General features: G+C 54.9%; 27 protein-coding genes. 11 read left to right on the top strand and 16 right to left on the bottom strand.

Going from position 1 to position 26,345, the window contains the following annotated elements:
• The first annotated feature begins 6 nt into the window (after nucleotides 1-6).
• From ACUN8H_RS06935 to speD, 3 genes are all read left to right on the top strand, one after another.
• Complete coding sequence (locus ACUN8H_RS06935; protein ID WP_445531416.1) at nucleotides 7-423, top strand: gamma-glutamylcyclotransferase family protein; 417 nt, start codon at nucleotides 7-9, stop codon at nucleotides 421-423.
• Between the two features lie 71 nt (nucleotides 424-494).
• Nucleotides 495-914: an OsmC family protein gene (locus ACUN8H_RS06930; protein WP_308321317.1), complete on the top strand. Its 420-nt coding sequence runs from the start codon at nucleotides 495-497 to the stop codon at nucleotides 912-914.
• Between the two features lie 259 nt (nucleotides 915-1,173).
• Nucleotides 1,174-1,968 (top strand): adenosylmethionine decarboxylase, encoded by a 795-nt coding sequence (gene speD, locus ACUN8H_RS06925; protein WP_290697238.1) that lies wholly within the window; start codon nucleotides 1,174-1,176, stop codon nucleotides 1,966-1,968.
• 62 nt (nucleotides 1,969-2,030) lie between these two features.
• On the opposite strand, the gene lpxL is transcribed toward speD, so the two are convergent.
• From lpxL to ACUN8H_RS06865, 12 genes are all read right to left on the bottom strand, one after another.
• Nucleotides 2,031-2,945 carry an LpxL/LpxP family Kdo(2)-lipid IV(A) lauroyl/palmitoleoyl acyltransferase gene (gene lpxL, locus ACUN8H_RS06920; RefSeq protein WP_445531415.1) on the bottom strand — a complete coding sequence of 305 codons (915 nt, stop codon included), beginning with the start codon at nucleotides 2,943-2,945 and terminating at the stop codon, nucleotides 2,031-2,033.
• Between the two features lie 12 nt (nucleotides 2,946-2,957).
• Nucleotides 2,958-4,058 carry an alanine racemase gene (gene alr / locus ACUN8H_RS06915; protein ID WP_445531414.1) on the bottom strand — a complete coding sequence of 367 codons (1,101 nt, stop codon included), beginning with the start codon at nucleotides 4,056-4,058 and terminating at the stop codon, nucleotides 2,958-2,960.
• Between the two features lie 152 nt (nucleotides 4,059-4,210).
• Nucleotides 4,211-5,185 (bottom strand): RNA polymerase sigma factor RpoS, encoded by a 975-nt coding sequence (rpoS, locus tag ACUN8H_RS06910; protein ID WP_445531413.1) that lies wholly within the window; start codon nucleotides 5,183-5,185, stop codon nucleotides 4,211-4,213.
• A gap of 166 nt (nucleotides 5,186-5,351) precedes the next feature.
• Nucleotides 5,352-6,389: a peptidoglycan DD-metalloendopeptidase family protein gene (locus tag ACUN8H_RS06905; protein WP_445531412.1), complete on the bottom strand. Its 1,038-nt coding sequence runs from the start codon at nucleotides 6,387-6,389 to the stop codon at nucleotides 5,352-5,354.
• A gap of 7 nt (nucleotides 6,390-6,396) precedes the next feature.
• Nucleotides 6,397-7,356, bottom strand: coding sequence for a DUF368 domain-containing protein (locus ACUN8H_RS06900; RefSeq protein ID WP_445531411.1), 960 nt, complete (start codon nucleotides 7,354-7,356; stop codon nucleotides 6,397-6,399).
• On the bottom strand, nucleotides 7,353-8,030 hold the full coding sequence (locus ACUN8H_RS06895; protein WP_445531410.1) for a protein-L-isoaspartate(D-aspartate) O-methyltransferase: 678 nt from the start codon (nucleotides 8,028-8,030) through the stop codon (nucleotides 7,353-7,355). Before ACUN8H_RS06895 ends, ACUN8H_RS06900 begins: the two co-directional genes overlap by 4 nt.
• The gene (gene surE / locus ACUN8H_RS06890; RefSeq protein ID WP_445531409.1) at nucleotides 8,017-8,763 is read right to left on the bottom strand and encodes a 5'/3'-nucleotidase SurE; all 747 of its coding nucleotides are present in this window, start codon (nucleotides 8,761-8,763) and stop codon (nucleotides 8,017-8,019) included. The genes ACUN8H_RS06895 and surE overlap by 14 nt, the downstream gene beginning before the upstream one ends.
• 201 nt (nucleotides 8,764-8,964) lie before the next feature.
• Entirely contained in the window at nucleotides 8,965-9,996 is a 1,032-nt protein-coding gene (gene truD / locus ACUN8H_RS06885) for a tRNA pseudouridine(13) synthase TruD (protein WP_445531408.1), read from the bottom strand.
• The gene (gene ispF / locus ACUN8H_RS06880) at nucleotides 9,989-10,477 is read right to left on the bottom strand and encodes a 2-C-methyl-D-erythritol 2,4-cyclodiphosphate synthase (protein ID WP_445531407.1); all 489 of its coding nucleotides are present in this window, start codon (nucleotides 10,475-10,477) and stop codon (nucleotides 9,989-9,991) included. Before ispF ends, truD begins: the two co-directional genes overlap by 8 nt.
• A 32-nt stretch (nucleotides 10,478-10,509) precedes the next feature.
• Nucleotides 10,510-11,247 (bottom strand): 2-C-methyl-D-erythritol 4-phosphate cytidylyltransferase, encoded by a 738-nt coding sequence (gene ispD, locus ACUN8H_RS06875; RefSeq protein ID WP_445531406.1) that lies wholly within the window; start codon nucleotides 11,245-11,247, stop codon nucleotides 10,510-10,512.
• Entirely contained in the window at nucleotides 11,244-11,582 is a 339-nt protein-coding gene (gene ftsB / locus ACUN8H_RS06870; protein ID WP_445531405.1) for a cell division protein FtsB, read from the bottom strand. Before ftsB ends, ispD begins: the two co-directional genes overlap by 4 nt.
• Before the next feature lie 164 nt (nucleotides 11,583-11,746).
• Nucleotides 11,747-12,898, bottom strand: a complete 1,152-nt coding sequence (locus ACUN8H_RS06865; protein ID WP_445531404.1) for a GNAT family N-acetyltransferase — start codon at nucleotides 12,896-12,898, stop codon at nucleotides 11,747-11,749.
• Nucleotides 12,899-13,115: 217 nt separating this feature from the next.
• On the opposite strand from ACUN8H_RS06865, the gene ACUN8H_RS06860 reads away from it, so the two are divergent.
• The 4 genes from ACUN8H_RS06860 (at nucleotide 13,116) to ACUN8H_RS06845 (ending at nucleotide 19,397) form a co-directional block, all read left to right on the top strand.
• Entirely contained in the window at nucleotides 13,116-14,471 is a 1,356-nt protein-coding gene (locus ACUN8H_RS06860) for an aldehyde dehydrogenase family protein (RefSeq protein ID WP_445531403.1), read from the top strand.
• A gap of 66 nt (nucleotides 14,472-14,537) precedes the next feature.
• Entirely contained in the window at nucleotides 14,538-16,781 is a 2,244-nt protein-coding gene (locus ACUN8H_RS06855; protein ID WP_445531402.1) for an ATP-binding protein, read from the top strand.
• Entirely contained in the window at nucleotides 16,778-18,544 is a 1,767-nt protein-coding gene (locus ACUN8H_RS06850; RefSeq protein WP_445531401.1) for a GGDEF/EAL domain-containing response regulator, read from the top strand. The genes ACUN8H_RS06855 and ACUN8H_RS06850 overlap by 4 nt, the downstream gene beginning before the upstream one ends.
• Entirely contained in the window at nucleotides 18,534-19,397 is an 864-nt protein-coding gene (locus ACUN8H_RS06845; protein WP_445531400.1) for a MurR/RpiR family transcriptional regulator, read from the top strand. The genes ACUN8H_RS06850 and ACUN8H_RS06845 overlap by 11 nt, the downstream gene beginning before the upstream one ends.
• Before the next feature lie 18 nt (nucleotides 19,398-19,415).
• Here the strand turns inward: ACUN8H_RS06845 and ACUN8H_RS06840 are convergent, their stop codons facing one another.
• Both ACUN8H_RS06840 and ACUN8H_RS06835 read right to left on the bottom strand, forming a co-directional pair.
• The gene (locus ACUN8H_RS06840; protein WP_445531399.1) at nucleotides 19,416-19,772 is read right to left on the bottom strand and encodes a RidA family protein; all 357 of its coding nucleotides are present in this window, start codon (nucleotides 19,770-19,772) and stop codon (nucleotides 19,416-19,418) included.
• Nucleotides 19,773-19,844: 72 nt separating this feature from the next.
• Nucleotides 19,845-20,330: an Lrp/AsnC family transcriptional regulator gene (locus tag ACUN8H_RS06835; RefSeq protein ID WP_290697203.1), complete on the bottom strand. Its 486-nt coding sequence runs from the start codon at nucleotides 20,328-20,330 to the stop codon at nucleotides 19,845-19,847.
• Nucleotides 20,331-20,524: 194 nt separating this feature from the next.
• Here ACUN8H_RS06835 and ACUN8H_RS06830 point away from each other — a divergent pair, with 194 nt between their 5' ends.
• The 4 genes from ACUN8H_RS06830 to ACUN8H_RS06815 all read left to right on the top strand — a co-directional run bounded on the left by ACUN8H_RS06830 (nucleotide 20,525) and on the right by ACUN8H_RS06815 (nucleotide 24,128).
• The gene (locus ACUN8H_RS06830) at nucleotides 20,525-22,216 is read left to right on the top strand and encodes a 2-isopropylmalate synthase (RefSeq protein WP_445531398.1); all 1,692 of its coding nucleotides are present in this window, start codon (nucleotides 20,525-20,527) and stop codon (nucleotides 22,214-22,216) included.
• Between the two features lie 142 nt (nucleotides 22,217-22,358).
• The gene (gene crcB / locus ACUN8H_RS06825) at nucleotides 22,359-22,760 is read left to right on the top strand and encodes a fluoride efflux transporter CrcB (protein ID WP_445531397.1); all 402 of its coding nucleotides are present in this window, start codon (nucleotides 22,359-22,361) and stop codon (nucleotides 22,758-22,760) included.
• Nucleotides 22,757-23,143 carry a fluoride efflux transporter FluC gene (locus ACUN8H_RS06820; RefSeq protein WP_445531396.1) on the top strand — a complete coding sequence of 129 codons (387 nt, stop codon included), beginning with the start codon at nucleotides 22,757-22,759 and terminating at the stop codon, nucleotides 23,141-23,143. The genes crcB and ACUN8H_RS06820 overlap by 4 nt, the downstream gene beginning before the upstream one ends.
• Before the next feature lie 22 nt (nucleotides 23,144-23,165).
• Nucleotides 23,166-24,128, top strand: a complete 963-nt coding sequence (locus tag ACUN8H_RS06815; RefSeq protein WP_445531395.1) for an arsenic resistance protein — start codon at nucleotides 23,166-23,168, stop codon at nucleotides 24,126-24,128.
• Here ACUN8H_RS06815 and cfa read toward each other — a convergent pair.
• On the bottom strand, nucleotides 24,125-25,285 hold the full coding sequence (gene cfa, locus ACUN8H_RS06810; RefSeq protein WP_445531394.1) for a cyclopropane fatty acyl phospholipid synthase: 1,161 nt from the start codon (nucleotides 25,283-25,285) through the stop codon (nucleotides 24,125-24,127). The two genes, ACUN8H_RS06815 and cfa, sit on opposite strands and share 4 nt — an antisense overlap.
• Before the next feature lie 185 nt (nucleotides 25,286-25,470).
• Entirely contained in the window at nucleotides 25,471-26,328 is an 858-nt protein-coding gene (locus tag ACUN8H_RS06805) for a universal stress protein (protein WP_445531393.1), read from the bottom strand.
• Nucleotides 26,329-26,345: the final 17 nt, after the last annotated feature.

Here is a 26,345-nt window from a genome sequence, read left to right as displayed (position 1 = left end):
ATAGCGATGCGTTATTTACAGGAAGCCATTGCTGACACGCCGCGCGTGGCCGTCTATGGCACGCTAAAACAAGGCTTCAACAATGCCTATTGGCTAAGCACTGCTAAATGGCTTGGCAGCGATGCTACCTGCGCACTTACATTGTATGACATCGGTCCCTACCCTGGCGCTAAAAGGCAGCCGTCTCAGGGCGTGACCATCGAGGTCTATGAAATTGAGGCTAATCATTTAGCCCAGCTGGATCGGCTTGAGGATTATCGCCTTCATACCCCGACCCTGGGTGAGTATGACCGCCAGCAGATCGCCACCTGCTTTGGTAAGGCCTGGGTGTATCTTTATAATCCAAGCGTCAGGGGTAAGCCTGCCATTCAAGAAGGTGGCTGGGAAATGCCCTCCCCTGCTAAAAATCGAACCAGGCGCTGAAAAGAGGCGCGTAGGCCAAGAAATGTTATGCTGCGCGACTTACCTTTCGTCGCCTAGATGAGGAGAGCCACGTGAAAGCACGGGTAAAATGGACAGAAGGCCGTCAATTTGTGGCGGAATCCGGTAGCGGGCATAGCGTTGTCATCGACGGCCCGCCCGACCACGGAGGGCGTAACACCGGCCCGCGCCCCATGGAAATGCTATTAATGGGCATGGGCAGTTGTACCGCCTTTGACATCTTGAACATCCTCGATAAAGCGCGGGCGGATGTCACTGACTGCGTCGCGGAATTGGACGCTGAACGCGCTGATGAAGTCCCCGCCGTCTTTACCAAGATTCACGTTCATTTCGTGGTGACCGGGCGCGCGTTGAAAGAGAAGCAGGTTCAGCGAGCCGTAGAACTCTCCGCTGAAAAGTACTGCAGTGCGTCTATCATGCTGGTTAATGGCGGTGTAGAGATCACCCACTCCTATGAGATTGTCGAAGCTTGAGCCGCTTTTTACTCGGCCAGCGATTGACGTTTCCGTTTAGCGATACCGCTTGCCTAGCAACGACGACAAAAAAAGTAGTTCAGTCGGATGCAAGCGATCGCCTTGGCGGGCATAATACGTCCGCTTGTTTTACCTTCACCTGTGCGGTAACGGCTCCGCTTCATTTTATGGGGTTACACCGCAGCGATGGTGGCAACGTCTTATCGGTTCCGGCGCTGGCTCGTCGGGGTGTCTTCACCTGCCATAGGGAGGCTCGGACATGACAGATAATCTCCGACTCCACGGGTTTAACAACCTGACAAGCTCATTGAGCTTCAATATTTACGACATCTGTTACGCCAAAACCGAAGAGCAGCGTGCGGCTTATATCGACTATATCGATGAGCTCTACAACGCCGAACGTTTGACACAGATTTTGAAAGACGTCACCAACATTATCGGCGCTCATGTGCTCAATATCGCCCGCCAGGACTATGAACCCCATGGCGCCAGCGTGACGATACTGATTGCCGAGCATGAGCTGGATGACACTGCGCCTGAGCAAATCAAACCAGGCCCCGGCCCCTTGCCCGAAACGGTCGTTGGGCATTTGGATAAAAGCCACGTGACGGTGCACAGCTACCCTGAATCGCACCCTGATAACGGCATCAGCACCTTCCGGCTGGACATTGATGTCTCTACCTGTGGTCATATCAGCCCGCTAAAGGCGCTCAACTATCTGATCCACAGCTTCGACTCCGATATCGTCACCATGGATTATCGGGTCCGCGGCTTTACCCGTGATGTAGATGGCAAAAAACTGTTTATCGATCACGGCATTACCTCCATCCAAGATTACCTTGCCGAAGATACCAAGCATGCGTATCAGATGATGGACGTCAACGTGTATCAGGAAAACATGTTCCATACCAAGATGCTGCTCAAAGACTTCGAACTGGATAATTACCTGTTCGGCACGTCGCGGCGCGATATTACCTTTGAAGAAGCGCGAGACATCGAGAGCCGTCTGCGTAAAGAGATGTTGGAGATTTTCTACTCCCGCAACTTGGACTAAACGCAGCGTTTGAACGCCAAAAAGCCAGCGAAAGCTGGCTTTTTGGTGTCCACTTTCCAGTGTTAATAAACGCTGGGCTCGCCTTCGGGGCGGGTCTTGAAACGTCGATGCAGCCATAGGTATTGTTCGGGATGCTTGCGGATTGCCTGTTCAATAAACTGATTGACCTTTGTTGCATCGGCGACCTCGTCATTGCTCGGAAAGCCTTCTAACGCGGGCAGGCTTTCGATGGTATACGTCGTATTATCCGGATTGCGATGAAACATCATCGGCACTACCGATGCATCGGTCATCCGGGCCAACTTCGCCGTTAAGCGAATAGTCGCGGCTTGCTGACCAAACAACGGTGCAAACACACTCACATCACGCCCAAAATCCTGATCCGGCGAGTACCATACCATGCGGCCTGCTTTCAGTTGCCGCACCACACCGCGCAAATCATAACGATCGATGGCAGCGCCGAAATTTCGCCTGCGAGCGCGGGTCATAAAACGCTCGAACAAAGGGTTATTGTGCGGACGATAAACCGCATCAGCAGAAAAATAGAGTGCGTGCAGTGCACCGCCCAAATCGAGCGAAGAGAAGTGAACGCCGACAATAAGCACGCCTTTGCCACGCGCCTGTGCGCGTGCCATATGCTCTTCACCCACATAGCTAACGCGATGACGCAGGTTTTCACCGTCGCGACACCAGCCCGTTGCCGTCTCTACGAGACCAATGCCGTTGGCGATGAAGGTATCCTTGACCAGGCTCCGCTGTTGTTCGGCACTTTTTTCAGGGAAGCACAGCGCCAAGTTACGCTCGGTGATATGCCGCCGCCGCTTGGCAAATCGCCATGCAAGCAGCCCCAGCCCTTTACCAATAAGCATTTTTAGCCGCCAGGGCAACCACGCCGCCACATACATAGCGCCAATACCGAGCCAAGTGGGCCAGTAACGTGGATGGGCAAACGAGCGCGGGTAACGTGATTTAGACATAACAACAACCGTTTAAGCAGAGCGCCCATGATAACGCCGAGGCGCCCGGGGCAGTACCCCCGTCAGCAGCGTATAACTGATCGTATCGCAGTAGCGGGCCACTTCATCCACGGGCAGCACTTCGCCGTTGCTGGCACTGCCCCATAATACGACTTCGCTGCCAATAGCTGCTTCGGGTACTTCCGTCACATCCACCGTGAGCATGTCCATCGACACTTTACCGGCAATAGCACAACGCTGACCGTTCACCAGCACCGGTGTACCATCACGGGCATGGCGGTCGTAGCCGTCACCATAGCCGCAGGCAACTACGGCGATGCGTGAACGCCGCGGCGCGCTCCAACGACCGCTATAGCCAACTGGCTCACCCTCCTCCAGCTCCCGCAGGGCAATGATTTCCGAACGCAGGGTCATAACGGGCTGCAGTTGTCGGGTGATATCATTGGCCACTTCTAAAGGGTCACTGCCATACAGCATGACGCCGGGCCGATTCCAGTCGCCATGGGCAACTGGCCACGCCAAGGTCGCTGGTGAGTTGGCTAGGCATAGCGGCGCATCAAGTTGACGAGCTAACGCTTGGAGCCGTGACATCTGCTGATTGAAATAACCGTTATCCTGCGTATCAGCGCTGGCGAAGTGGCTCATTAGGTGGAGCGAGGCCACACTCGGCACAGCGCTTAACTGCTGCCAAATACCAGCGGCCTCTTCAACGGCAAAGCCTAAACGATGCATGCCTGAGTCAACCTTTAGCCAGACCGGAATAGGCTGGCGGGGCTTGGCCGCCAATAAGGCATCTACCTGCCACTGGCTGTGCACCGCGATCCAGAAGCCGTGGACATCCACGAGTGCCAACTCATCGGCCCTGAAAATACCTTCAAGCAAGACGATAGGAATGGTAATACCGCCCGCGCGAAGTGCCAGGGCTTCCTCGATACAGGCGACAGCAAAGGCTGGGGCATGCTCTTCCAGAGCTTTAGCGCATGCGAGCGCACCATGGCCGTAAGCATCGGCTTTGATAACGGCCACTGAGCGGCTCTTGGGCGCACAGCGGCACGCCAATTGATAGTTGTGACGCAGCGCGTCCAGATCAATATCGGCCACAAGGGGACGCATGAGATTCCTCATTTACCGGATTCAGAATAGCGAGCACAAACAAAAAGCTCTGCCAAAAAGTTTAAGCGATAAAAAAACCGAGCAAGCACCTACTAGTACTTGATCGGCTTAGAGAATGGCGCGCAGGGATAACATTCGCCTGATATGGCCATCTAGGTCTCGAACAGTGCTTCCAAAGAGAGGCCCTGCTTTTCCAGCGAGCGGCGTAGCTTCTTTAACGCTTCCACTTGGATCTGACGCACTCGCTCACGGGTCAAACCGATCTCGGCCCCCACTTCTTCGAGCGTTGCCGATTCGTGGCCGCGTAAGCCAAAGCGGCGTACGACCACTTCGCGCTGCTTTTCGCTCAGCTCATCCAGCCAGAGATCGACATGCTCTTTAACGTCGCCATCGACCAGGCGCGCTTCCGGGCCTTGCACCTCATCGTCGGTCAAGGTGTCGATCAAGGGCTTATCGCTTTCACCGCCCATGGGGTAATCGACAGACGACACGCGCTCATTGAGGCCCAGCATCTTTTTGACCACTTCGACCGGTTTATCCAGGTGGTCGGCGATCTCTTCGGCAGTCGCCTCATGATCAAATTTCTGAGTCAATTCACGCGCAGCGCGCAGGTAGATGTTGAGCTCTTTGACCACGTGGATGGGCAAACGAATGGTCCGCGTTTGGTTCATCAACGCACGCTCAATCGTCTGCCTGATCCACCAAGTGGCATAGGTTGAAAAACGAAACCCGCGCTCGGGATCAAATTTTTCAACCGCACGAATCAAGCCCAAATTACCTTCTTCGATTAAATCCAGCAGCGTTAAACCGCGATTGAGGTAACGGCGAGCAATCTTAACCACCAACCGCAAATTGGATTCAATCATGCGTGAGCGGCCCAACGGGTCACCCTTGCGCGCTAAGCGACCGTAATACACTTCCTCTTCTGGCGTTAAAAGTGGCGAAAAGCCGATTTCGTTGAGGTAGATTTGCGTTGCATCCAAGCTTTGGGTCGATTGTCGATCCTCACGCCCTAGTGCCTTTTCAAAAGCATCTTCTTCAACCGTAATATCGTCATCGGTATCATCAAGCGCCTCCTCAGCAGCATCCAGGTCAACCTCCTGTAGATCTTTCTCCAACATACTCATGGCCTTACCCCTCGATTGTCGCCTACCCGCCATTTAGAAAGTCAAAGGTGGGCGCTCTCAGGCGCACACCGTATTGTTATGTGACAATTGTTTTATGACGCTCGAATACAGCCATTCGGGCAACTTCCAAGTAAAACGCTACTACCCCACTCTACTGGTGAGTGCATTAGCGGGCAGGTAGAAAGTCCATTGGGTCTTGAGGCTGTCCATCGCGGCGCACCTCAAAATGCAATCTGACGTTCTCCGCATCGCTATCCCCCATCGTGGCAATCACTTCGCCAGCCTCGACGACGTCATTTTCACTGACTCGTAAGCTATCGTTATGCGCATACGCACTCAGGAATTGGTCGTTGTGCTTGAGAAGGATGAGGTTGCCATAGCCCCTGACGCCACTGCCCGCATAAACCACGATACCAGGGCCAGCCGCTTTAACAGGTTGCCCCTTTTCACCGGTGATATCAATCCCGGCGGTAATGCTATCGCCCTGTCCAAACTCACCGGCTACGTTGCCCTCAGCAGGCCATTGCCAAGCGATCGTTTCGGCGGGAGTATAGGTGCGCGAAGCACGGTCCGCGGCGGCACTTTGGTTGGCCGGGGCGGCTTCCTGCCGTGGCTCAGGTTCTGAAACCGGCTGCGGTTCAGGCTCGGCAGCGGGTTCGACTTCGGGCTCAGGTTGAGCGGCAGGTTCTGGCTCGGCAGCCGCTATTACTTCCGGTTCGGCTTGAGCCGGCCCGGCGTCCTGTTCGGGCGACTCTGCGGCATTGCGCTCAGCCGTCAGGCGCTGATTACGCTCAATGGCAGACTCGTCCGGCAATAGCCAATCCAGCTCCTGATCATTACTCGCCACAGAAGCCGTTTGCGGGTTCAGCCCGGTCGCGACGGCACCGCCACTGTTGGCGTTATTCGTCGCCGGCTGGCTACTTGCCGAGGCCATTGAGGCGCCTTCGCGCAAGGTAATGGTTTGTCCTGGGCGAATTTGATAAGGCGCATCAATATTGTTCATTGCCGCTAACTGGCGATAATCCAGATTGTGCTGCCATGCGATACCATAAAGCGTGTCTCCTGCTTTGACGGTGTACTGAGGCGAATTTTCAACCGCTTGGCGTGCTTGGCTTAAATCACGCACCTGGGGGCCTCCACCCTGTTGGCTGGCACAGCCAGCAATGACGAATACCAGCGCCGATATCACTACGATTCTACGCATTTACCTTTTACTCCTTTTCAGCGCCCAGCTTGGAATCGATTGGCCGACGATCCGCGTGTCGGTTGAGTAACACGACAATGAATGCCCCTACGGCCATCAGGGCGACGACACCAGCGACTTGTGCCGAGGCACCGGTCAATACGGCATAGTCAGCGGGCAGCAAATAGCGATGTTCCAGAGGGATCATTTGCCCTTCTGGCCCGATTTGATAGCGTAACAGCTCACGCCACGGCCAGAGAACCGGTAACGAACCGACAATAAACCCCAGCAGCAGTTGCATGGTCGAGGTATGGTGCCGACGTAATAACCAGGACAACAGCCGCGAAAACAACGCTAAGCCCACCACACAGCCCATCCCAAACAGAATGATGATACCCAGATCCAGGCTGCGAATTGCTCCCATGATGGTGCCGTAGAGCCCCATTGTCAGCAATAAAAAGCTGCCCGAAACCCCCGGCAACAGCATGGCGCTAATAGCAATGCAGCCTGCCACCATTACCACCAATGCTTCATTACCCAGCAGCAGCACCAGCGGCATCATGCCTGGCAACGCCTGGGCAAGTACTAAGCCTACGAGCAAGGGCAGTAGATACCATATCTTCCAGCCGCTACTCGCTTTTCCGACCACTAGTGCTGAAGCAGCTACTAGGCCAAAAAAGAACCCGTCCAACAACAGCGGGTGTGCTTCCATCAGCCAAAGTGCCAAGTGCGCCACACTAAACAGGCTAACCGCCACCCCTGCCAATAACGGCACCAGGAAAGCTAGATTGAGGTGAAGACTCAGCGCTTTCCAACCGCCTTGACGCCATATCCCAATCGCACTCGGACCAAACTGCTTGATCGTGTTAATCAGCTCTTCATAAATACCGCTAATAAACGCAATCGTACCTCCCGACACACCGGGTACCGCATCGGCGGCGCCCATCCCTGCGCCACGTAAAAATATTCCCAAGGGTTGCCGCTTCAATCCACTACTCCTTGTAGCAAAGGTACAAAACGCACGGGCTCAAGCCGCCGCTTTTCAAAAGCATTCCCAATGCGCTTTACCTGTGTAAGCCACTGGTTGCCATCAGGATCTTCGATAGGGGCGATCAATACGCCGTCGACACTCAATTGCTCTAGTAACGATGAAGGTAATGTATGGGCACAAGCGGTCAATAAAATAACGTCGAACGGGGCTACCTCAGGCCAACCATAGCCACCGTCCGCCACGGCGAGCGTGGCCGGGGCGTTCAGTCGCCTTAACCGTTCGGCCGCTCGCTCGTGCAGCGCGCTTATGCGCTCAATGGAGTACAGTTCTTCGACCAAGCGCGACAGTAGCAATGTTTGGTAGCCAGAACCTGTGCCCAGTTCCAGTACCCGGCGCGGACCGGCACGCAGCACCAGCTCGGTCATACGCGCCACAATAAAGGGTTGAGACAGTGTCTGACTAAACCCGATGGGCAGCGCGGTATCTTCATAGGCGCGATGTGCCAGCGCCTCATCCACAAATAGGTGGCGAGGCTCGCTAGCCATCACCTCAAGCACACGGGTATCGGTGATCCCTTGTTGCATGAGGCGCTTGACCATACGGTCGCGGGTGCGCTGGGAGGTCATACCGCGACCGCGCAGCTCCCCAGGAGAGATATCAGGCAAAAACATCCAACCAATCCTGCACATCGTTAAGCGCGGGGTGGCGCGTTAGGTCTGTTTGTAGAGGCGTAATCGATACATAGCCCGCCTCGACGGCGGCAAAATCAGTATCTTCCCCATCATCGGCATTCGCTGCGACGGGCGCAATCCAGTAGCGCGTACGTCCGCGGGGGTCTTTTACCGGCAACGGTTTTTCGGCTGGCCCGCGATAACCCAGACGAGTGACTTTAACGCCTTTGATCGCTTCCCAGGGAACGTCGGGCACGTTGACGTTCAGCAGCGTACGCGGCGGTAGCGAGAGTTGGTCCGCGGCGCCAATCAAGGTGGCGGCCACTCTTGCGGCGGTAGCAAAGTGGCGCTCACCGCACAGCGACATGGCAATCGCGGTCATGCCCAGGTTGCGCCCTTCCATCGCCGCCGCGACAGTGCCTGAATAGAGCACATCGTCACCCAGATTACTGCCGTGATTAATACCTGAAATCACTAAATCGGGTTTTTCATCCCAAACGCCGTGAACGCCTAAATAGACGCAGTCGGCAGGTGTGCCGTCAACGCTGTAAAACCCGTTATCAAGCGGCGTCAGCGAGAGCGGCCGTGACAGCGTCAGGGAGTTACTGGCACCGCTGCGGTCTCGGTCAGGGGCCACTACGCGCATATTGGCATGTGCCAGCAATGCGTCGTGCAATGCACGCAACCCAGGCGCATACACCCCGTCATCATTGGAAAGCAATAGTCGCCGCATAGTGGGTCTCCCTCTTTATAGACACAAGCGTCATAAGCACGGGTGGCATAAGTACTGATGATATAAATAGAGAGCATAAACGCGAAAGGTGACGACGCCTATCCCTCACTTTTAGTAAACTTTTTAGCGTGTTAACACCGTTTTGACGAGTTATAAACGTTCTGACGAATCAAGTAGCTCTCCGCTATTAACGACTCGCTATCAGGTCATTTCTATCAGTTCACCAAGCACGGCAGTGGCGAAGCTACCTCGGGGTAACACGAATGAAAGCCTGACAGCCCCAGCCTCCCACACCAGCTGGGGTTCCAGCATTCGCATGCGAAGCGCGCGGCGTGACTGCTTAACACCGCTGCGCTCCAAACCGCTGCATAAGTCTAGATATTGCTGCTGTAAAGAGACCTCATAGCTAGCCGCGTCACCCTGCCCCCGCTCACCAACGCCCCACAGCACCCCGGTGGGATGAACATCCAGCTCAGCGGCACGCGCCTGAAGTGTTGCATCGCTCGCCTCAATACTAAACACGCTTTGCGTGCCATCCAACATTAAGGTGTCGCCCGCTAGCGGCTGCGACCAGGTACCGTCTGCAATACGATGACTGAGCAGTTGGTTAAACAAAAAACTGCGCGCAGTGGAAAGCATCATACCTTGGCGGTCATCCCGCTTACGCCAACCTCGGTTAAGTATCGCTGCTGCGCGCTGAAGATTATGTCCTTCATGGCCAAAGCGCTGGGGGCCGAAGTAGTTGGGTACCCCGAGCTGACAAAGGGCTTTCCAGCGATTGACGAAGTCGTCGCTGGCAATGGCGTCACCGCTTAGGCGTAACACAAAACGATTGGCGCGGTGAACGCCTCGTTTAAGCTTACGCGGGTGGCGCGCCTGCTCAACAATCGTAATGCCCTGCGCGTTAAGTGACTGCTCAAGCGCCGGCGGGGCGTCTCGGCCTGGCAAATGCACACTCAGCCATTGGCGGGTCACCGCCATGCGATCTTTCATACCGGAATAGCCAATATCCCGGGGCGTTACGTCACAAAGCCGACTTAGTAGCTTAACCACCTCTAACGTGGATTGGTTACGTTTTTCAACACGCAGCCATAGGTGCTCGCCATGTGCCTCAGGCGTAAAATCGAGCTGTTCGTCGACCCAGAAATCTTCCGGCTCGGCCCGATACTGGCCCGGTTTGGGTGGGCCGAACCGCGGATCTAAACAGCGCTGCCAGGCTGGCATCTTAATCATTAAGCGCCTCAGCACGATTAAGCAGTACCACCGCTTCCGCGGCGATGCCTTCACCGCGTCCGGTGAAGCCTAATCGTTCGGTGGTCGTGGCTTTGACGTTCACTTGGCCCAGCGTAATCCCAAGGTCCGCGGCAATCACTTCACGCATTGCGTCGATATGCGGCGCCATTTTAGGCGCCTGCGCCATTAGCGTGGCATCAAGATTCACCACGCCATAGCCCTGTTGATGCACCAGCGAGACCACATGGCGAAGTAGTGCGCGGCTGTCGGCTCCCGCCCACGTCGCATCGGTATCGGGAAAATGGCGGCCAATATCACCCAATGCGCAGGCGCCTAACAACGCATCGCTAACCGCATGCAGCAGCACGTCGCCGTCAGAATGGGCGATAAAGCCATGGCCAAACGGTAGTTTAACGCCACCGATCATCAGATGGTCGCCGGGGCCGAAACGGTGGACGTCGAATCCGTGGCCGATACGCATTACTAAGCTCCTATAGAATCAGCGCTAGTTGATTAAAGCCCGGTTGCTTGAGGCTCGATGGTTAAAGGCCTGCCAGAGTCGTGAGCTTCTTGTGCCGCCATAATCGCCACCGCAAGCGCTAAGTCGTCTGGGTGAGTAATTTTAAGATTATCGCGCCGCCCGCGTACCAATTGCGGGTACTCGCCCAAGGCTTCGACTGCCGACGCTTCATCGGTCACCATCGTTTGCTGCTGGCGAGCAGTTTCCAACGCCCGACGCAGCAGCCCAAAGCGAAACCCTTGGGGTGTCAGCGCATGCCATAAGCCTTCGCGAGGTTCAGTCTGCTTACTCAAACACTGGGCATCGGCACGTTTCATCGTATCAGCGACAGGCATCGCCAACAGCGCGCCAGCAGCATGGGAAGAAGCGGCTTGATGGAGGGCCAATAAATCGCCCTGAGTAACACAAGGGCGCGCCACATCATGCACCAACACGATATCATCATTCTCGGCGGCCATGGCATGCAGCGCATTTAAGACGCTGTCCATTCGTTCGTTGCCCCCGGACACGCGCTGCCAATCAGCGAACGGCACCCAGTGCGGCGAAAACCAGCCATCATCTACATCCAAGCAGAGTACCAAACGGGCGGTGGGGAAGGCGATATAGAGTCGCGCCAAGGTATGCGCCAGCACCGGCTGCTCATCGGCCAAGGGTAAATACTGTTTAGGCTTATCTGCTCCCATGCGGCGGCCTTGGCCTGCGGCGGGAACGACCAGCCACGTTTGGCTCACTGTGCCGGCTCCTGAGGAGCGACCAATCCGGCATTGATGCCGATCAGCTCACTTTCAATCGCCACCCCTGGCACCCAGAAGAACTGCTCATCGGTACGCACCATACCCATATCACTACGCGCCCGCTCTTCAATGGCGTCCAATCCGGTTTTTAAATCCGTCACTTCAGCGGCCAGTCGCGCATTGCGCTCTCGCATGGGAACATTTTCCGCTTCCTGCACCGCGACACGCTGTTCCACGCGCTGTAAATCGCGCCAGCCGCCGTTGCCTAACCAAAGCTCGTATTGAAGCAGTGCCAACACGGCAAGCAGTGCCATCACTACCCATTTGCGCATCACCGTTCTCCTGTCACCTGCCCCACACCCTGTCATCGATACCTTGACGACTCGGCTGTGTTCAAAAATAACGCTTTAAAAGGGAGGTTGTTCCCATTAGACACTCTGATTGGCGCGCATTATGCCATCAAGGCGCATCACCAGCGAGCCACGCGTTATTTAAATCAACGCTTAAAGGGCAGCGCTTGGTGAGCTGCCTCGCGGTAAGCGCTCACGTGTTCGCCCTCTTGCTGACAAAACTGCGCAACTCCCGCGGCTAGGCCCGGATGTTCGATAAAGTGCAGTGACCGCACACGCTGGGGAGCAAACCCGCGCACGAGCTTGTGCTCGCCCTGAGTGCCCGGGTCAAACAGCGTCAAGCCCTGTTGCAAACAGTAATCGATCCCCTGGTAGTAACACGCTTCAAAATGCAGGCAGTCAGCCACTACCTCGCTTCCCCAATAACGACCGTAAAGTGAACGGCTACCTCTAAAATAGAGAGCTGCCGCCACCGGGCGGCCCTCTATAGAGGCCTGAACCAGCACGAGGGCGTCCGCCATGCTAAGACGCAGGCGCTCAAAAAAATTGTGGTTTAAATAAGGCGGTCGACCACGCTCATGGTAGGTAATGGCGTAGCAGCGATAAAAATGTGCCATGTCGGCGGGAGTAATCGCATCACCTTCCAAACGAGCGACCTTCAAGCCTTGGTCGGCGACCAGGCGTCGCTCACGCTTGATCATTTTGCGGCGCTTGGAAGTGAGGCTATCTAAAAAGCCATCAAAATCGCCAAACCCCCGATCATGCCACTGAAACTGGACCCCTTCTCGGGTAATGAGATCGGGGCACTGCGCCTGCCAAGCGGCAACATCCTTTTCATTGGCAAACAGCAAGTGCCAACTTGACAGCGCCTGACTTGCGCACTGTTCACGCCATGCCTCTGCCAACAGGGTGCGCACGGCGCTCGCATCAACATGGCTGGCGATTAATGTGCGCGTACCGGGCACCGGTGTAAACGGCACCGCGCTGAGTGCTTTAGGGTAATAGCGGCCACCGGCATTTTCTAACGCTTCCGCCCAGCCCCAATCAAACACATACTCACCGTAGGAGTGATGCTTACGGTACATCGGCATCGCAGCAACTAGCTGCTCGCCTTGCCATACGCTTAGGTGGCAAGGCTCCCAGCCAGTCGCCAGACTGACGGAGCCACTCGCTTCCAGGGCATGTAAAAAAGCATGGCGTAAAAATGGCTGATCGCTATCTACCAGTGCATCCCACTGGCTTGCCGTGACGGCCCCAATGGTGGGTAGAATAGTGAGCGACAGTGGACTAAACGGCATAGCACCTTCCAAGGAGTGTGGGACTTAAAGAAAGGGGAAACCTCAAATGCGCGTGCTGGCTTAGCCAATCGACATTACCCGCACCACTTTACACTAACGGGACGCCCAACCCATTTACATTAACTATTAATCATTAACCATTAACGGCAGCCCTTTAATACTGACCGCACTACCCACGCTTATCACTCGCGCCGAAAGCGGCGCACCAGGAGAGGCCATGAAGCGCGACCTAACGGGTGACTTCCAGACGCAGCGTCAAGCTGCCGACCAACTCCCCTACCCGACACTCACGGTGCGGCGGGATCGGCTAGCCCGCCTTGCACGCATGACCAAGCATCATCAGCTAGACATCATTCGGGCCATCCAGACCGATTTTGGCAAGCGCAGTGACGTCGAGATACGCATGGCTGAAATTAGCGCGGTGCTGCACGCTGTTCGTCATGCCAGACTGCATTTGTGGCGCTGGATGCGGCCTTGGTCGGTCAGTGTACCGTGGCGGCTTCTGCCCGCTCGGGCCCGCATTGCACCGCAGCCATTAGGGGTAGTGGGGGTGATTTCTCCGTGGAATTACCCCTGGAGTTTGGCGCTAATGCCCGTGGTGGATGCCTTTGCAGCAGGTAATGTCGTGATGCTCAAGCCTAGCGAGCACACCCCCGCTACCAGCGCGCTGTTGAAACAGTTAGTGCCCCACTACTTTACGTCTGAAGAGTTCAAGGTGGTGGAAGGCGATATAGACGTCGCGCGTCGTTTTAGCCGCTTACCGTTTGATCACTTGGTCTTCACCGGCTCTACGGCGGTGGGGCGGCAAGTTGCCCAAGCGGCGGCGGCCAACTTAACGCCTGTGACGCTGGAGTTAGGCGGCAAATCGCCCGCTATCGTAGCGGGCGATGTGGATGTCGATAAAGCGGCAGCAGCTATTATTTTTGGGAAAGGGGTGAATGGTGGGCAGACCTGTATCGCCCCCGATTACGTGCTGGTAGAAAGCCGTCATATTAACGCCGTGGTGAAAGCACTAAGCCACGCCATTGTGCAGCAACGGCCCGACGACCATGCCGTCACTTCCCCGATTGATGACACGCATCAACAGCGGTTGGAAGCCATGCTACAAGAAGCCCACAACCACGGCTGCCGAGTCATCGACCACGGCCAACATGCACCCGTCTTGATCATCGACCCTCATCAGAGCCTGGGGGTGATGCGTGAGGAAATCTTTGGCCGATGCCTGCCTGTCATTGGCGTTCATGACATGTCGGCCGCTATCGACTTTATCAATGCGCGGCCTCACCCCTTAGCTCTTTATGCCTTCACCCACGATAAAAGCTTGCAGCAACAGTTGCTGAAAACCACCCGTTCTGGGGCACTGGTTTTTAATGCGACACTGCTCCACCACGCGGTGCCTTCCTTACCCTTTGGCGGTGTCGGTGAGAGTGGCATGGGCGCCTACCATGGCCGCCAAGGGTTTGAGCGCTTTAGCCATTTGCGCGGTGTGTTTTATCAATCAAAACGCACCCCTAGCCACCTGCTTTACCCACCTTATCGGCGTTGGTTAATGAAGCTGCTGGGGCTTGGTTAAAGCTGATGTCCCCACCGCCGATAGTTATAATGCTATGTTTTATTAACTCAATGTTCTGGAATGTCCATGCAAGCCCCAGATACTCCTCAAAATGAAACACAACGCCTGGCGGCCTTGCATGCTTTACAAGTACTCGACACACCGCTTGATAAAGCCTTTGAGCGCATGACGCAGTTGGCCCGTGATCTGTTTGACGTGCCTATTGCGTTGGTTTCATTGGTCGACGAAGAGCGCCAGTGGTTTAAATCGCACCAGGGGCTTGGGATTTGTGAAACCGCCCGTGAGCTCTCTTTTTGCGCCCATGCGATTGCGATTGATGCGCCGCTCATCATCGAAGACACGCTGCACGATGAACGTTTTATCGATAACCCGCTGGTCGAAGGTCTTCCCCGTATTCGCTTTTACGCGGGTTATCCCCTAAGGCCTACCGATGGCATGGCGATAGGCACGCTGTGCTTGATTGATCGTCAGCCTCGCGACTTCAGCCCACGCGATTTAAAGTTACTCGAAAGCTTGGCTGGTCAGGTAGAAGAACTCCTTCGCCAGCATAAGCTTCAGATGCAATTGACTGACACAGCACACCGAATGCAGAAAGAGCAAAATCTGCTCAAAGTGCTTCACCAAGGGATTACCGATTACCAAGCGCTGATGTCAGGCAAAAGGCTATGGACCTTTTTGATGGAAGCGTTACGCGAACTAACCGACAGCGACTACGCGCTCATTGGTGAAGTGATGCCCACCAGCACGACTAACGCGCTTAAAATCCATGCGATCACCGACTTATCGTGGAGCGAGGATTCACGCCTGCTAATGGAGCGGTTACGCAGCGGTGATATGACGCTTACCAACCCCAAATCACTGCTTGGCCGTGTATTTGCGTATGGCGAAGTCATCATGACCAACGATGTCTACAGCCATGTTAAACGCGGTGGCTTCCCCCCTGGGCACCCCGTACTGCATAATTATCTGGGCGTGCCTATTTTTAGTGGCGAGCGGCTTATCGGTATGTTCGCGATTGCTAATAGCAAGCAGCCGCTAAACCAAGCGCTCTTAGACTGGCTTCAGCCGTTTACGGACACTTGTGCCCTGCTCATTAACCTTTACAGCCAAATGGCCGAGCGCGAGCAGGTAACCCAGGATTTAGCCAACGCAAGGGATCAAGCGGAAATAGCCAATCAGGCTAAGAGTGAATTTCTTTCCTCGATGAGCCATGAATTGCGCACGCCGCTGAATGCCATTATCGGTTTTTCCCAACTGCTGGCCAAAGCTCGGCGCGACCCACTTAGTGACAAGCAGCATCGGCAAGTGGCACAAATTGAGAAAAGCGGCCAACACCTGCTTAGCTTGATCAATGAAGTGCTGGATCTCGCCAAAATCGAAGCAGGCCACCTATCGCTATCCCTGGAAGCGATGTCGGTCACCACGGTGATCGACGATGCTTGCAGCACCCTTGAAGCCAATATTGAAGCCGCTGGGATAACCCTAATGCGGGCGCCCTTTCCAGCACCCTGGCAGATAACAGCCGATTACACGCGCACCAAGCAGGTACTGCTCAACCTGATTTCGAACGCCATTAAGTACAATAGCCATCAGGGCACTATCACCATTTCGGTAAGCTCCCAGGCCGATGAACTCTGTATTAGTGTGGCTGACTCAGGCAAAGGGATTGCTGCTGAACGTCAGCATGAGCTGTTTGAACCCTTTAATCGGCTCGGTGCCGAGCACGATGCTTCGGAAGGTACCGGTATTGGCTTGGCCATTACCCGTGAACTCATTGGCCGCATGCAGGGACGTATTGGGTTTGAAAGCGTGCCCGGTGAAGGGTCAACGTTTTGGTTTACATTGCCCTTAGCGGAAAACGACTTATCTCAATCAGCGCAGCCTGCTAATACACATGCTGAGTCAGTCAGCGTTAGTGAACGGACCTTTCAACTGCTTTATATTGAGGACAACCCGACTAACCAGCGGCTCATGGAAGATATTATTGAGGACTACCCCCACATTGAGCTTCAAACCGTGGTGAGTGCAGAACAGGGGCTTGAAATCATGCGCCACTCAACGCCTGATTTAATATTAATGGATATTCACTTACCAGGCATGAACGGCTATCAAGCGCTCGCAGAAATACAGAAAACGCCGACGCTCAAGCACATTAAAGTCATTGCGCTGTCAGCCAACGCAATGGAGCGTGACCTCCGCTATGGGCTAGCAGCCGGTTTTGTCGACTATCTAACCAAGCCGATTAACATCGACAAACTTAGCCGTTCGCTGCAGCAATTTTTACAGCCGGTGGTAAGGAAGGGGCCATGAGCCTTACCGAAAAACACTTATTAGTCGTCGATGACAACACGGTCAACATTGAATTGATGCTCGACCTGCTCGACGAGTATGGGTTTGAAAATATCCACGGCATCAATGACCCAAGAGAAGTCATTAAACACTGCCAACAGCAAATGCCAGACCTAGTGCTGCTGGATATTCGCATGCCCCATTTAGATGGTTACGCGGTAATCGAACAGCTAAGGGGCTGCTTTAAAAAGCAGATGCCTCCCATTATCGTGCTCACCGCCCAAATTGACGACGCCACCCGCCAACGCTCTCTGGCGTTAGGGGTGCGCGACTTCATCACGAAACCATTCAAGCAAGATGAAGTGCTGCAGCGTATCCGCAACACGTTAGATATCGAGCATCGCTACCAAGTTCGCGATAAACAGGTCGATACCTTAGAACTGATGATCGCTAAACGTACGCAGGAGCTTGACCGCCAATCGCGCACCGACCCAATTACCCTGCTGCCTAACCGACGCGGATTAAGCCAGGCACTCCAAGCGGCCGCCCTGCAGGCTTCCGGCACAGGGCTTTTGTTTATCGCGCTCGATAAGCTTGAAGACGTGGTGCGCCTGCACGGCTATCGGGTCGCCGACCAACTCCTTCATGTTGTTAGTCAACGCCTTCGTCACCAGCTCAGCCTCGACTGCCTGCTCGGCTTATGGGGTGGTAGCGAGCTCCTGGTGATCACCCCGACAGCGGATCCCGCCAAACTAGCGCAGATGGCCGATCAGTTACTGCAAAGTTTCGAGCAGGATCAAACACTGGAAGAGTTGCTGTTGCCCGTTAGCGCACGCATTGGTATCAGTGGCGAACAGGGCCATTTCGAGCCTGAACGGCTGGTGCACATGGCCGCGTTGGCTTTACCGCCTCAGGGGTCGCTGCTGGTACAGCATTATTCACCCGCTCTCGAAGCCCGGCAGCGGCACCGCCTGCAGATTCAACAAGCGATCCGCGGCGCCACCGAGCGAGGCGAAATGTCGCTTGCTTTTCAACCTAAGCTATCGTTGGCCGATCATAAGATTCTTGGCGCAGAAGCACTGCTGCGCTGGCACCATCCAGAATTCGGCGTTATCTCGCCTGGTGAGTTTATTCCACTGGCTGAGGCCAGCGGTGATATTCTTGCCATAGGCGACTGGGTGCTGACGGAAGCGATGCGACATATCACCGCTTGGCGGGGGCAAGGCTTGCTCAACGACGATTTCCATATCGCGGTCAATGTGGCCGCACGCCAGTTGACGCGTAAAGACTTTGCTCAGCAGCTTTTGGTGCGGCTTGAAGAACAGCAGATCCCCCAGCGTTTCTTCGCCCTGGAGGTAACCGAGTCCGGGCTGATGAGCGACATGAACCACGCGCGCCAGCAGCTTGCTCAACTGGCCCAAATGGACATTGCGGTAGCGATCGATGATTTTGGCACGGGTCAGTCGTCCCTGGCGTATATTAAGACGCTGCCCTTCTCGACACTGAAAATAGATCGCGCCTTTGTGAGAGATATTGAGACAAGTGCGATTGATCGCCAGCTGGCGAATACCATTACCCAGCTTGCGCATAGTGTAGGCTGCGCTGTGGTGGCCGAAGGCATCGAAACATTTGGTCAAGCGGCCTACTTGAGCTCAATCGGCTGTGAAGCGGCCCAGGGTTACTTTTACACTCGACCGCTGCCTGCCGAAGAATTTGTGACATGGTGCACCGAATGGAAGCCGCTTTTTTCTACTACGCATGGGGAGGCCGTTAATGGCTCATGACTTACTTGACCGCTTACGCGAACGTTTAGAGGAACTCAACCGCTCAGAGCGTAAAGTCGCCAATGTAATTCTTGAGGACCCAACGGTCGCCACCAGCCTTAGCATTGCCAGCTTAGCGCAGGCGGCAAGTGTAAGTGAGCCTACGGTTAATCGTTTTTGCCGCAACTTTGGCGCCAAAGGCTACCCTGATTTTAAGATCAAGCTCGCCCAGAGCCTGGCCGGCGGCACGCCTTACGTGACCCGGGCCGTGGAGCCTGGCGACACCGCCACTCAGTACACTCATAAAATTTTTGGCGCCACCATTGCCGCGCTAGATGAAGCGCAGCGGGAAATCGACATGGCGGCCATTGAGCGAATGGTCGACTACCTTACCCAGGCAAAACAGATCCATATTTTTGGCTTGGGCGCCTCCGGCGCGGTGGCCCAGGATGCTCAACACAAGTTTTTCCGCTTCAACCTGCCGGTAATGGCCTACGTAGACGTACTGATGCAGCGCATGGTGGCCGCCGCTTGCCATACTGGGGACGTTGTCGTGATTATTTCCTACACTGGCCGCACCCGTGAATTAGTCGATATCGCCCGCCTTGCGCGGGACGCGGGTGCTGTCGTGTTAGGCATTACAGCGCCCCACTCACCGTTAGCCAATGAATGTACCGCTACGCTGGATGTCGCGACGCCTGAAGACACCGACCACTACATGCCCATGACGTCACGGGTCATTCAGTTAACACTTATCGACGCGCTGGCCACTGGGGTGACCCTGAGGCGTGGCGAAGACTTCCTACCCCACCTCAAAAAAATCAAAGACAGCCTGCGCGACACGCGCTTTCCGGTGGAAAAACCCAATAAGTGAGCGGTAACGCCTAAAGTGTTAGCTGACGGCAGCGGTGACGGTAATTTCCACTTTGAGTTCATCGGCGGGCAACGGCGCGCATACGCAGGTACGTGCCGGTGCATAGCCTTCTGGCACCCAGGCATCCCATACCTCGTTCATGGCAGCCACATCGCTGCCATCTTTTAGGTAAACCGTTGCGCTAAGCAACTGCTCGCGGCTTGAACCAACCTCTTTTAACAGCGCATCCACCCGCGCCAGCATGCTTTCTGTCTGGGCGGTGATATCGCCATTGCGGGCCTCTGGGCCTGCTACTTGCCCGCATAAATAGGCAACCCCTTGATGGACCACCGCACGGCTCATGCGGGCTTTCGTATCGTGGCGCTGAATTTTCATAGTAAAAACTCCTAATAGGCATTAGGCAGGCAGTGTAAACCGCTTTACTTAACCTTGACCATGCCTGCTTGCTCAACGCCGATCTGTCGGGACCGGGCGATGTTCAAAGACCCGGCGCAGGACAAAACTCGTGTGCGCCCCAGTCACCCCCTCAATCCGGTTGATCACATGGAGTAGCAGGTGCTGATAGTCATCCATATCACGCACCAGAATTTTGAGTTGAAAATCCGCCGCTTGGCCAGTGATGATCAGACACTCAATGACATTGGGTATTTCCCGTATATGGCGCTCGAAATTATCGAAGCGTTCCGGCGTATGCTGATCCATGGAAATATGCAGTAGCGCCATCAATTGGTAGCCCAGTTGACGGGAATCGACTTCCGCACGGTAGTGCAGGATCAAGCCATGCTCCTCCAAGGCTCTCACCCGGCGCAAACAAGGCGAGGGGGAAAGTCCGATACGATCGGCTAACTCTTGATTGCTGATCCGCCCTTCCTGCTGCACGATATCCAGTATGTGACGATCAAAACGATCTAACACCAGTGGCGACACGGACATAACAAGCAGCTCCTACCAGAAAAATAATGAATAACGATATTTTATGCTAATTATGTGCCTGGCGAGCCTGTTTCCGCAAGAACCTAGCGCGGCAAACCGCCTACACTGGATAGGCTGTCAAAAGCAGCGAACGAAGTAGTGCGGTCGCCACAAGCAGCCGATTCAATCATCCAGCTACGCTTAGGAAATCCACCATGTCTGCTTTCGATCATCGCAAGTATCGCCCTGCGCCCCGTGTACCTGCTTTCAACCGCCAATGGCCCGATCGTGACCTTGACCACGCCCCGATCTGGGTGAGCGAAGACCTACGCGACGGTAACCAGGCGCTACTAGAGCCGATGACCGTTGAGCAAAAACAGCGCTTCTGGCATCAGATCGTCAGCGTGGGTATTAAAGAAGTCATGGTGGGCTTCCCGTCGGCCAGCCAGCCCGACTACGACTTCGTGCGCTGGCTGATCGAAGAGGACCAAATCCCCGAAGACGTCACCATTGCTGTGCTGGTGCAGTGCCGCGAGCACCTGATCGAGAAGACCTTTGCCTCGCTGGTGGGCGCCAAGCGCGCCATTGTTCACCTGTATAACTCCACCTCGACGATTCAGCGCGAGCGGGTATTTGAGATGAATCGCGCCGGCATTGTCGATATCGCCGTGCAGGGGGCAACCTGGGTCAAAACTTACGCCGATCAATACCCCGATATCGATTGGTGTTTCGAGTACACCCCTGAAAGCTTTTCGAGTACCGAGATCGATTTCTCGCTGGAGATCTGTGAAGCAGTAATGGATGTCTGGCAGCCAACGCCAGACAACAAATGTATTCTCAATTTGCCAACCACGGTGGAAGTAGCAGGCCCACACCACCACGCTGACCAGATCGAGTATTTCTGCCAGCACATCAGCCGCCGCGACAGTGTGATTATCTCGGTGCATACCCACAACGACCGTGGTGGCGCGGTGGCCTCTGCCGAACTTGCCCTGCTGGCCGGCGCCGAGCGGGTAGAAGGCACGCTGCTGGGCAATGGCGAGCGCACCGGTAATATGGATATCGTCACCCTGGCAATGAACCTTTATAGCCAAGGCATCGATCCTGAACTGGATCTTTCCAATCCTGATGAAATCATTCAGGTGGTCAACGAGTGCACCGGTATCGCTATACACCCGCGCCACCCTTGGGTTGGCGAAATGGTCTACACCGCCTTCTCGGGCAGCCACCAGGATGCCATTCGGAAGTCGCTCAAACATCAGGATCCCGATGAGCCTTGGCAAGTGGCTTATTTGCCCATAGCCCCCCACGATATCGGCCGCGATTATCAAGCGGTGATTCGCGTCAACAGCCAATCGGGCAAAGGTGGCATGGCCTTCCTGTTGGAGCGCGATTACGGCATTAACCTGCCCCGCTGGATGATGCTGGCCTTGGCGCCTTACGTACAGCAAGAGAGCGAAAAACGCGCCAGCGAACTCTCCAGCGAAATGATTCGCCAGGTGATGTTTGACCATTTCACCCAGGAAGCGCCGCTTTCATTAGTTGATTATCGGCTCTCCAAAGGTCAGCAGGAAGGTATTGAACTCACGCTGCAACAGGGTGACGAAACGCTGCGCCTTTCAGGCAAGGGCAACGGCGCGATGTCGGCGTTTACCGATGCGTGGCAACGCAACTCCGGCAGCAGTGTGGGCATTATCGATTACAGCGAGCACTCCCTCGGTGCCAGCAGCGAGGCGAATGCGATCGCCTTCGTGCAGCTCAATATTGATGGCCAGCGGCTCTGCGCGGTGGCCGAGGATAGTGATACGGTAAGTGCATCGCTAAAGGCCGTCATCGCGGGTATTAATCTTGCCGCCCATTCAGTGAAACAGGGGGCTTCTTCCAAGGAAACGGAGCTGACGCTGTAACGGCCTCTTTCGTCGACTCTCACATCATTTTCTACACTAACTGTTTGAGTCCCGACGCATTAAAACGCCTTTTACCCGGCTACGCTTATAAAAGTGCATGCTACACTTGCGACCTGTTGACAGAACGCCTACGGGGAAAAGCATGGGGTATGGCTTAACAAACGTATTGCTGGTTGCACTAGGCGGCGCGCTGGGTGGCATGGGACGCTTTGCGGTTTCCAACCTAATGGCTGGCTATCTAGGCAAGGCGTTTCCCTGGGGCACATTGTTCGTTAATGCCAGCGGTGCTTTTGTGGCAGGTTGGCTACTGGGCACCCAAGGCTTACCGGCCACTTCGTCGCCTTTATGGTTGTTTACGGTGGCCGGTTTATTGGGTGGCTACACCACCGTCTCCTCTTTTAGTTTACAGACCATTGAGCTATGGCAAAGCCATCAACGATTGCGCGCTAGCGTTAATATCGGAGCCACGCTATTGCTTGGGTTAGCCATGGTGGCTCTTGGCTGGGTGTTTTCAGGCGCGCCGCTGTCAGGGGCGACCTTATGAGCGCCTGGAAGGCGTACCTTGCCGTGGGTATCGGCAGCGGTGTGGGCAGCGGGCTGCGCTACGGCGTTTCGCTATTATCCCAAGCGACATTAGGAGGGTATTTTCCTTGGGGAACCCTCATCGTCAATGTGCTGGGTTCTGGTTTAATTGGCTGGTTGGCTGCCACTCTTTCGCGCTCCCCGCACAGCCCAATTGCGCGCTTGCAACCGTTACTGGTCGCCGGGTTTTGCGGGGGCTTTACCACCTTTTCGCTGTTTAGCTTAGAGACGCTGTATCTGGTCCAGGTGGGCAAACCTGCAATGGCGCTGATGTATATCGTGGTCAGCCTGCCGCTTTGGCTGGGTGCCGCCGTGGTGGGTGAGCGACTGGCGCTCTCTAAATAGACCCCCCAAAGGATACACCACCATGCGCGACCAGATGGAAAAGCATCAGTCTTGGCTCTACCTGCTATTTATTGGTTTGGGGTTAGCACTAGGCATGGGGGCGCCGGGGTTTGCCAAGCAGCTAGCGCCGCTAGTATGGCCCCTATTAGGCATACTGCTGTATGCCACCTTTACCCAAATTCCCTTACTGAACATTCCCCGCAGCGTCACTGACAAACGCTTTATGGCGGCGTTACTGATCGGTAACTTTATTGCCATTCCCGCCTTTTTAGTGCTTTTTGTTGTGTGGTTACCGCTTTCTCCTGCGGTGCTGGCAGGCATTCTGTTGGTACTGCTGGTGCCCTGCACCGATTGGTTTATCACCTTCACGCATTTAGGCAAAGGCGATGCCGCCCGAGCGATGGCTGCCACCCCGTTACTGCTGCTGGTGCAGATGGTCGCGTTACCGTTTTATCTTTGGCTGTTTTTAGGCAGTGAATGGTTTCAGCTCACGCTTTCTACAGAGCTACTGAGTGCGTTTACCAGCCTTATTGTTACGCCGTTAGCACTCGCTTGGCTGACTGAATACCTTGCCCAACGCCACCGCAGCATTAAACGCAGCGTTGCCTGCCTGGGGCTGCTGCCCGTGCCGCTATTGGCGCTAGTGGTATTTATGATTGCCGCTTCTCAGGTCAACACGGTGCTTGGGCTTAGCCAGGTGTTGGCTCAGGTCGTGTTCATCTTTATCGCCTTTTTAATCTTTGCGGCACTGCTGGGCAAAGGGCTAGGCAAGCTGTTTGCATTGCCCACCGCTAGCGCCCGAACTCTGGCCTTTAGCTTTGGCACGCGTAACTCTTTTGTAATGCTGCCTATCGCCCTGACACTCCCTAGCGCTTGGCAAGCAGCGGTAGTCGTGATTGTGTTTCAATCACTGGTCGAGCTGTTTGGTATGGTGGCGTTCTTACGCTGGGTGCCTGACAAGCTATTGCCAGAAAAAACAAATTAACTGATACGGTAATAGCCCCCCAACACCCCCTGCTTGCTCATCACCAACTGCCAGAGATGGAGCTCCCTGGCGCGGAAAGCACCAGCGCAGCTTAATAAGTAATAGCGCCACATGCGATAAAAAACCTCGCCATACTGGGCTTTAAATGTCTGCCAGTGAGCCTCAAAATTTTGATGCCAGGCCATCAGCGTTCGGTCGTAATCAGCCCCGAAGTTATGCACATCCTCCACAACGAAAAGCGCTTCAGCAGCGTCCGTGACTTGACCCAAGGTGGGCAGTTCTCCATTGGGGAAAATGTACTTATCAATCCAGGGGTCGGTGACCGTATTACTCAAGTTTTTACCAATGGTATGCAGCAAAAACAACCCATCATCGTTTAAGCAGCGGTTGGCGACGGTCATAAATTCACGATAGTTTTTATGCCCCACATGCTCGAACATGCCGATGCTGGCAATACGGTCAAACCGTTCGTGCTCATTTCGGTAATCCTGTAAGCGAAACTCAACCGGCAAGCCTTTTTTGATCAGTCGTTGCCCGAACTCGGCTTGTTCCTTCGAAATAGTAAGCCCCACACACTCCACACCGTAATGCTCGGCGGCGTAGGCCATAAAGCTTCCCCAACCACAGCCAATATCAAGCACCCGCATACCGGGTTTTAACGCTAGTTTGCGGCAAATCAGATCAAGCTTCGCTTCCTGAGCTTCATCCAGCGTTTGAGCATCTTTCCAGTAGCCACAGGTATAGGTCATGCGCTGATCGAGCATGGCAGCGTAGAAGTCGTTGCCCAGATCGTAATGCTTTTCGCCCACTTCCCACGCTCGCTTAACCGTTTGTCGGTTCAATAATCGAGAACGTAATGAGTAGTAGACCAGTTGGGTAGGCTTAATACGCTGGCCAAGCTGGGCGCGCATTAATCGATAAAACAATTCATCCAGCCGCTCGGCTTCCCAATCCCCGTTCATGTAGCTTTCGCCAAGCCCAAGATTGCCTCGCGAAAGGGCGCTATCGATAACGCCAGAGGCTTTCAGCTGTATGTCCCAGGGGCGCTGACCATCCAGCTGAATATCGGCCTGGTTCAGTAGATCGGCGACAAAACGATGGGACGAAGAGGCTTCATCGAAGCCGACATGTTTTTTTTCCAGCGTAGGCATATTCAAGGCAGGCTCCTCGCGCTATTCCGTTGAGTGAATAGGTAACGACCTGACTATCAGCATAGAACCGCATTGCAACATTAGCATTATTAAATAAGCCAACTTAACGCGGATTAAGCACAAAAAAGCCAGCACACGCAAGCAGCGAGCACTGGCTTTGGCAATAGACTCAATACGGCCTAGTCGCAGGGTTAACGCAAAATCAGCACCGGTAGACGGCTACCGCGAAGCATGGCCGTGGTAGTGCTACCCACCAAAAGATGGCGAATCCGCGAGTGGCCGTAGGCGCCCATGACCAACAGGTCAATGCTGTGCTCTTTCTCGTAAGCTTGAAGAGCTTCGTCCACTTCGCCAGCACGAATAGCGCCTTCTGCTTGGTGGCCCGCTTCGCGCAACGTGCTTACCGCCCACTCAAGCTCGGAGCGGTGTTCAGCCGTTTCGGCACCCACGATCAGCACATGGCATTCCGTGCCTGCAAATAGCGGTGAACGGGCTAACATCTCAACGCCTTTACGCGCTGTTTTGCTGCCATCAAACGCCATCAAGATTTTTTCAGGCCGCTTGAAGGTTTTTGGCACCATCAGGATGGGGCGGTGCAGTTCACGTACCACACGCTCAAGGTTAGAACCCAGATGACCACTGGCTTGGTGGGCGGTTTCACCACGCTTGCCCACTACCAGCAAACGTATGTCTTTCTCAAGCTCTAACAGGCTTTCTACCAGGGTGCCATTGCGTTGGCGCGTGATGGGGTCGCTGACCCCATCCTCTATTGCGCGCGCTTTGGCGGCTTCAAGCATTAATTTGCCTTGCTCGCGATTCACCTTCGCGCGCTGCTCATCAAGCTCGGAAAGCTCTTTCATCAGCTGTTCGCGGGCACCGAAGCGTAGGTTGCCAGAGAGGTTCTGCTCTTCAGGGACGTCCGAATGATTGTCGACTACATGCACAAAGGCTAACGGTGCCTCCATGGCCAAGCTTGCCCAGGCGGCATAATCGCAAACGCCTTCAGAGAATTGGGAGCCGTCAATAGCGGCTAATACTTGATCTGTCATATTGCGCTCCTTGCTTG

Source organism: Vreelandella sp. V005, from assembly GCF_052645115.1.
Note: the sequence above shows the minus strand (reverse complement) of the source record. Positions and strands in the feature narration are given on the sequence as shown.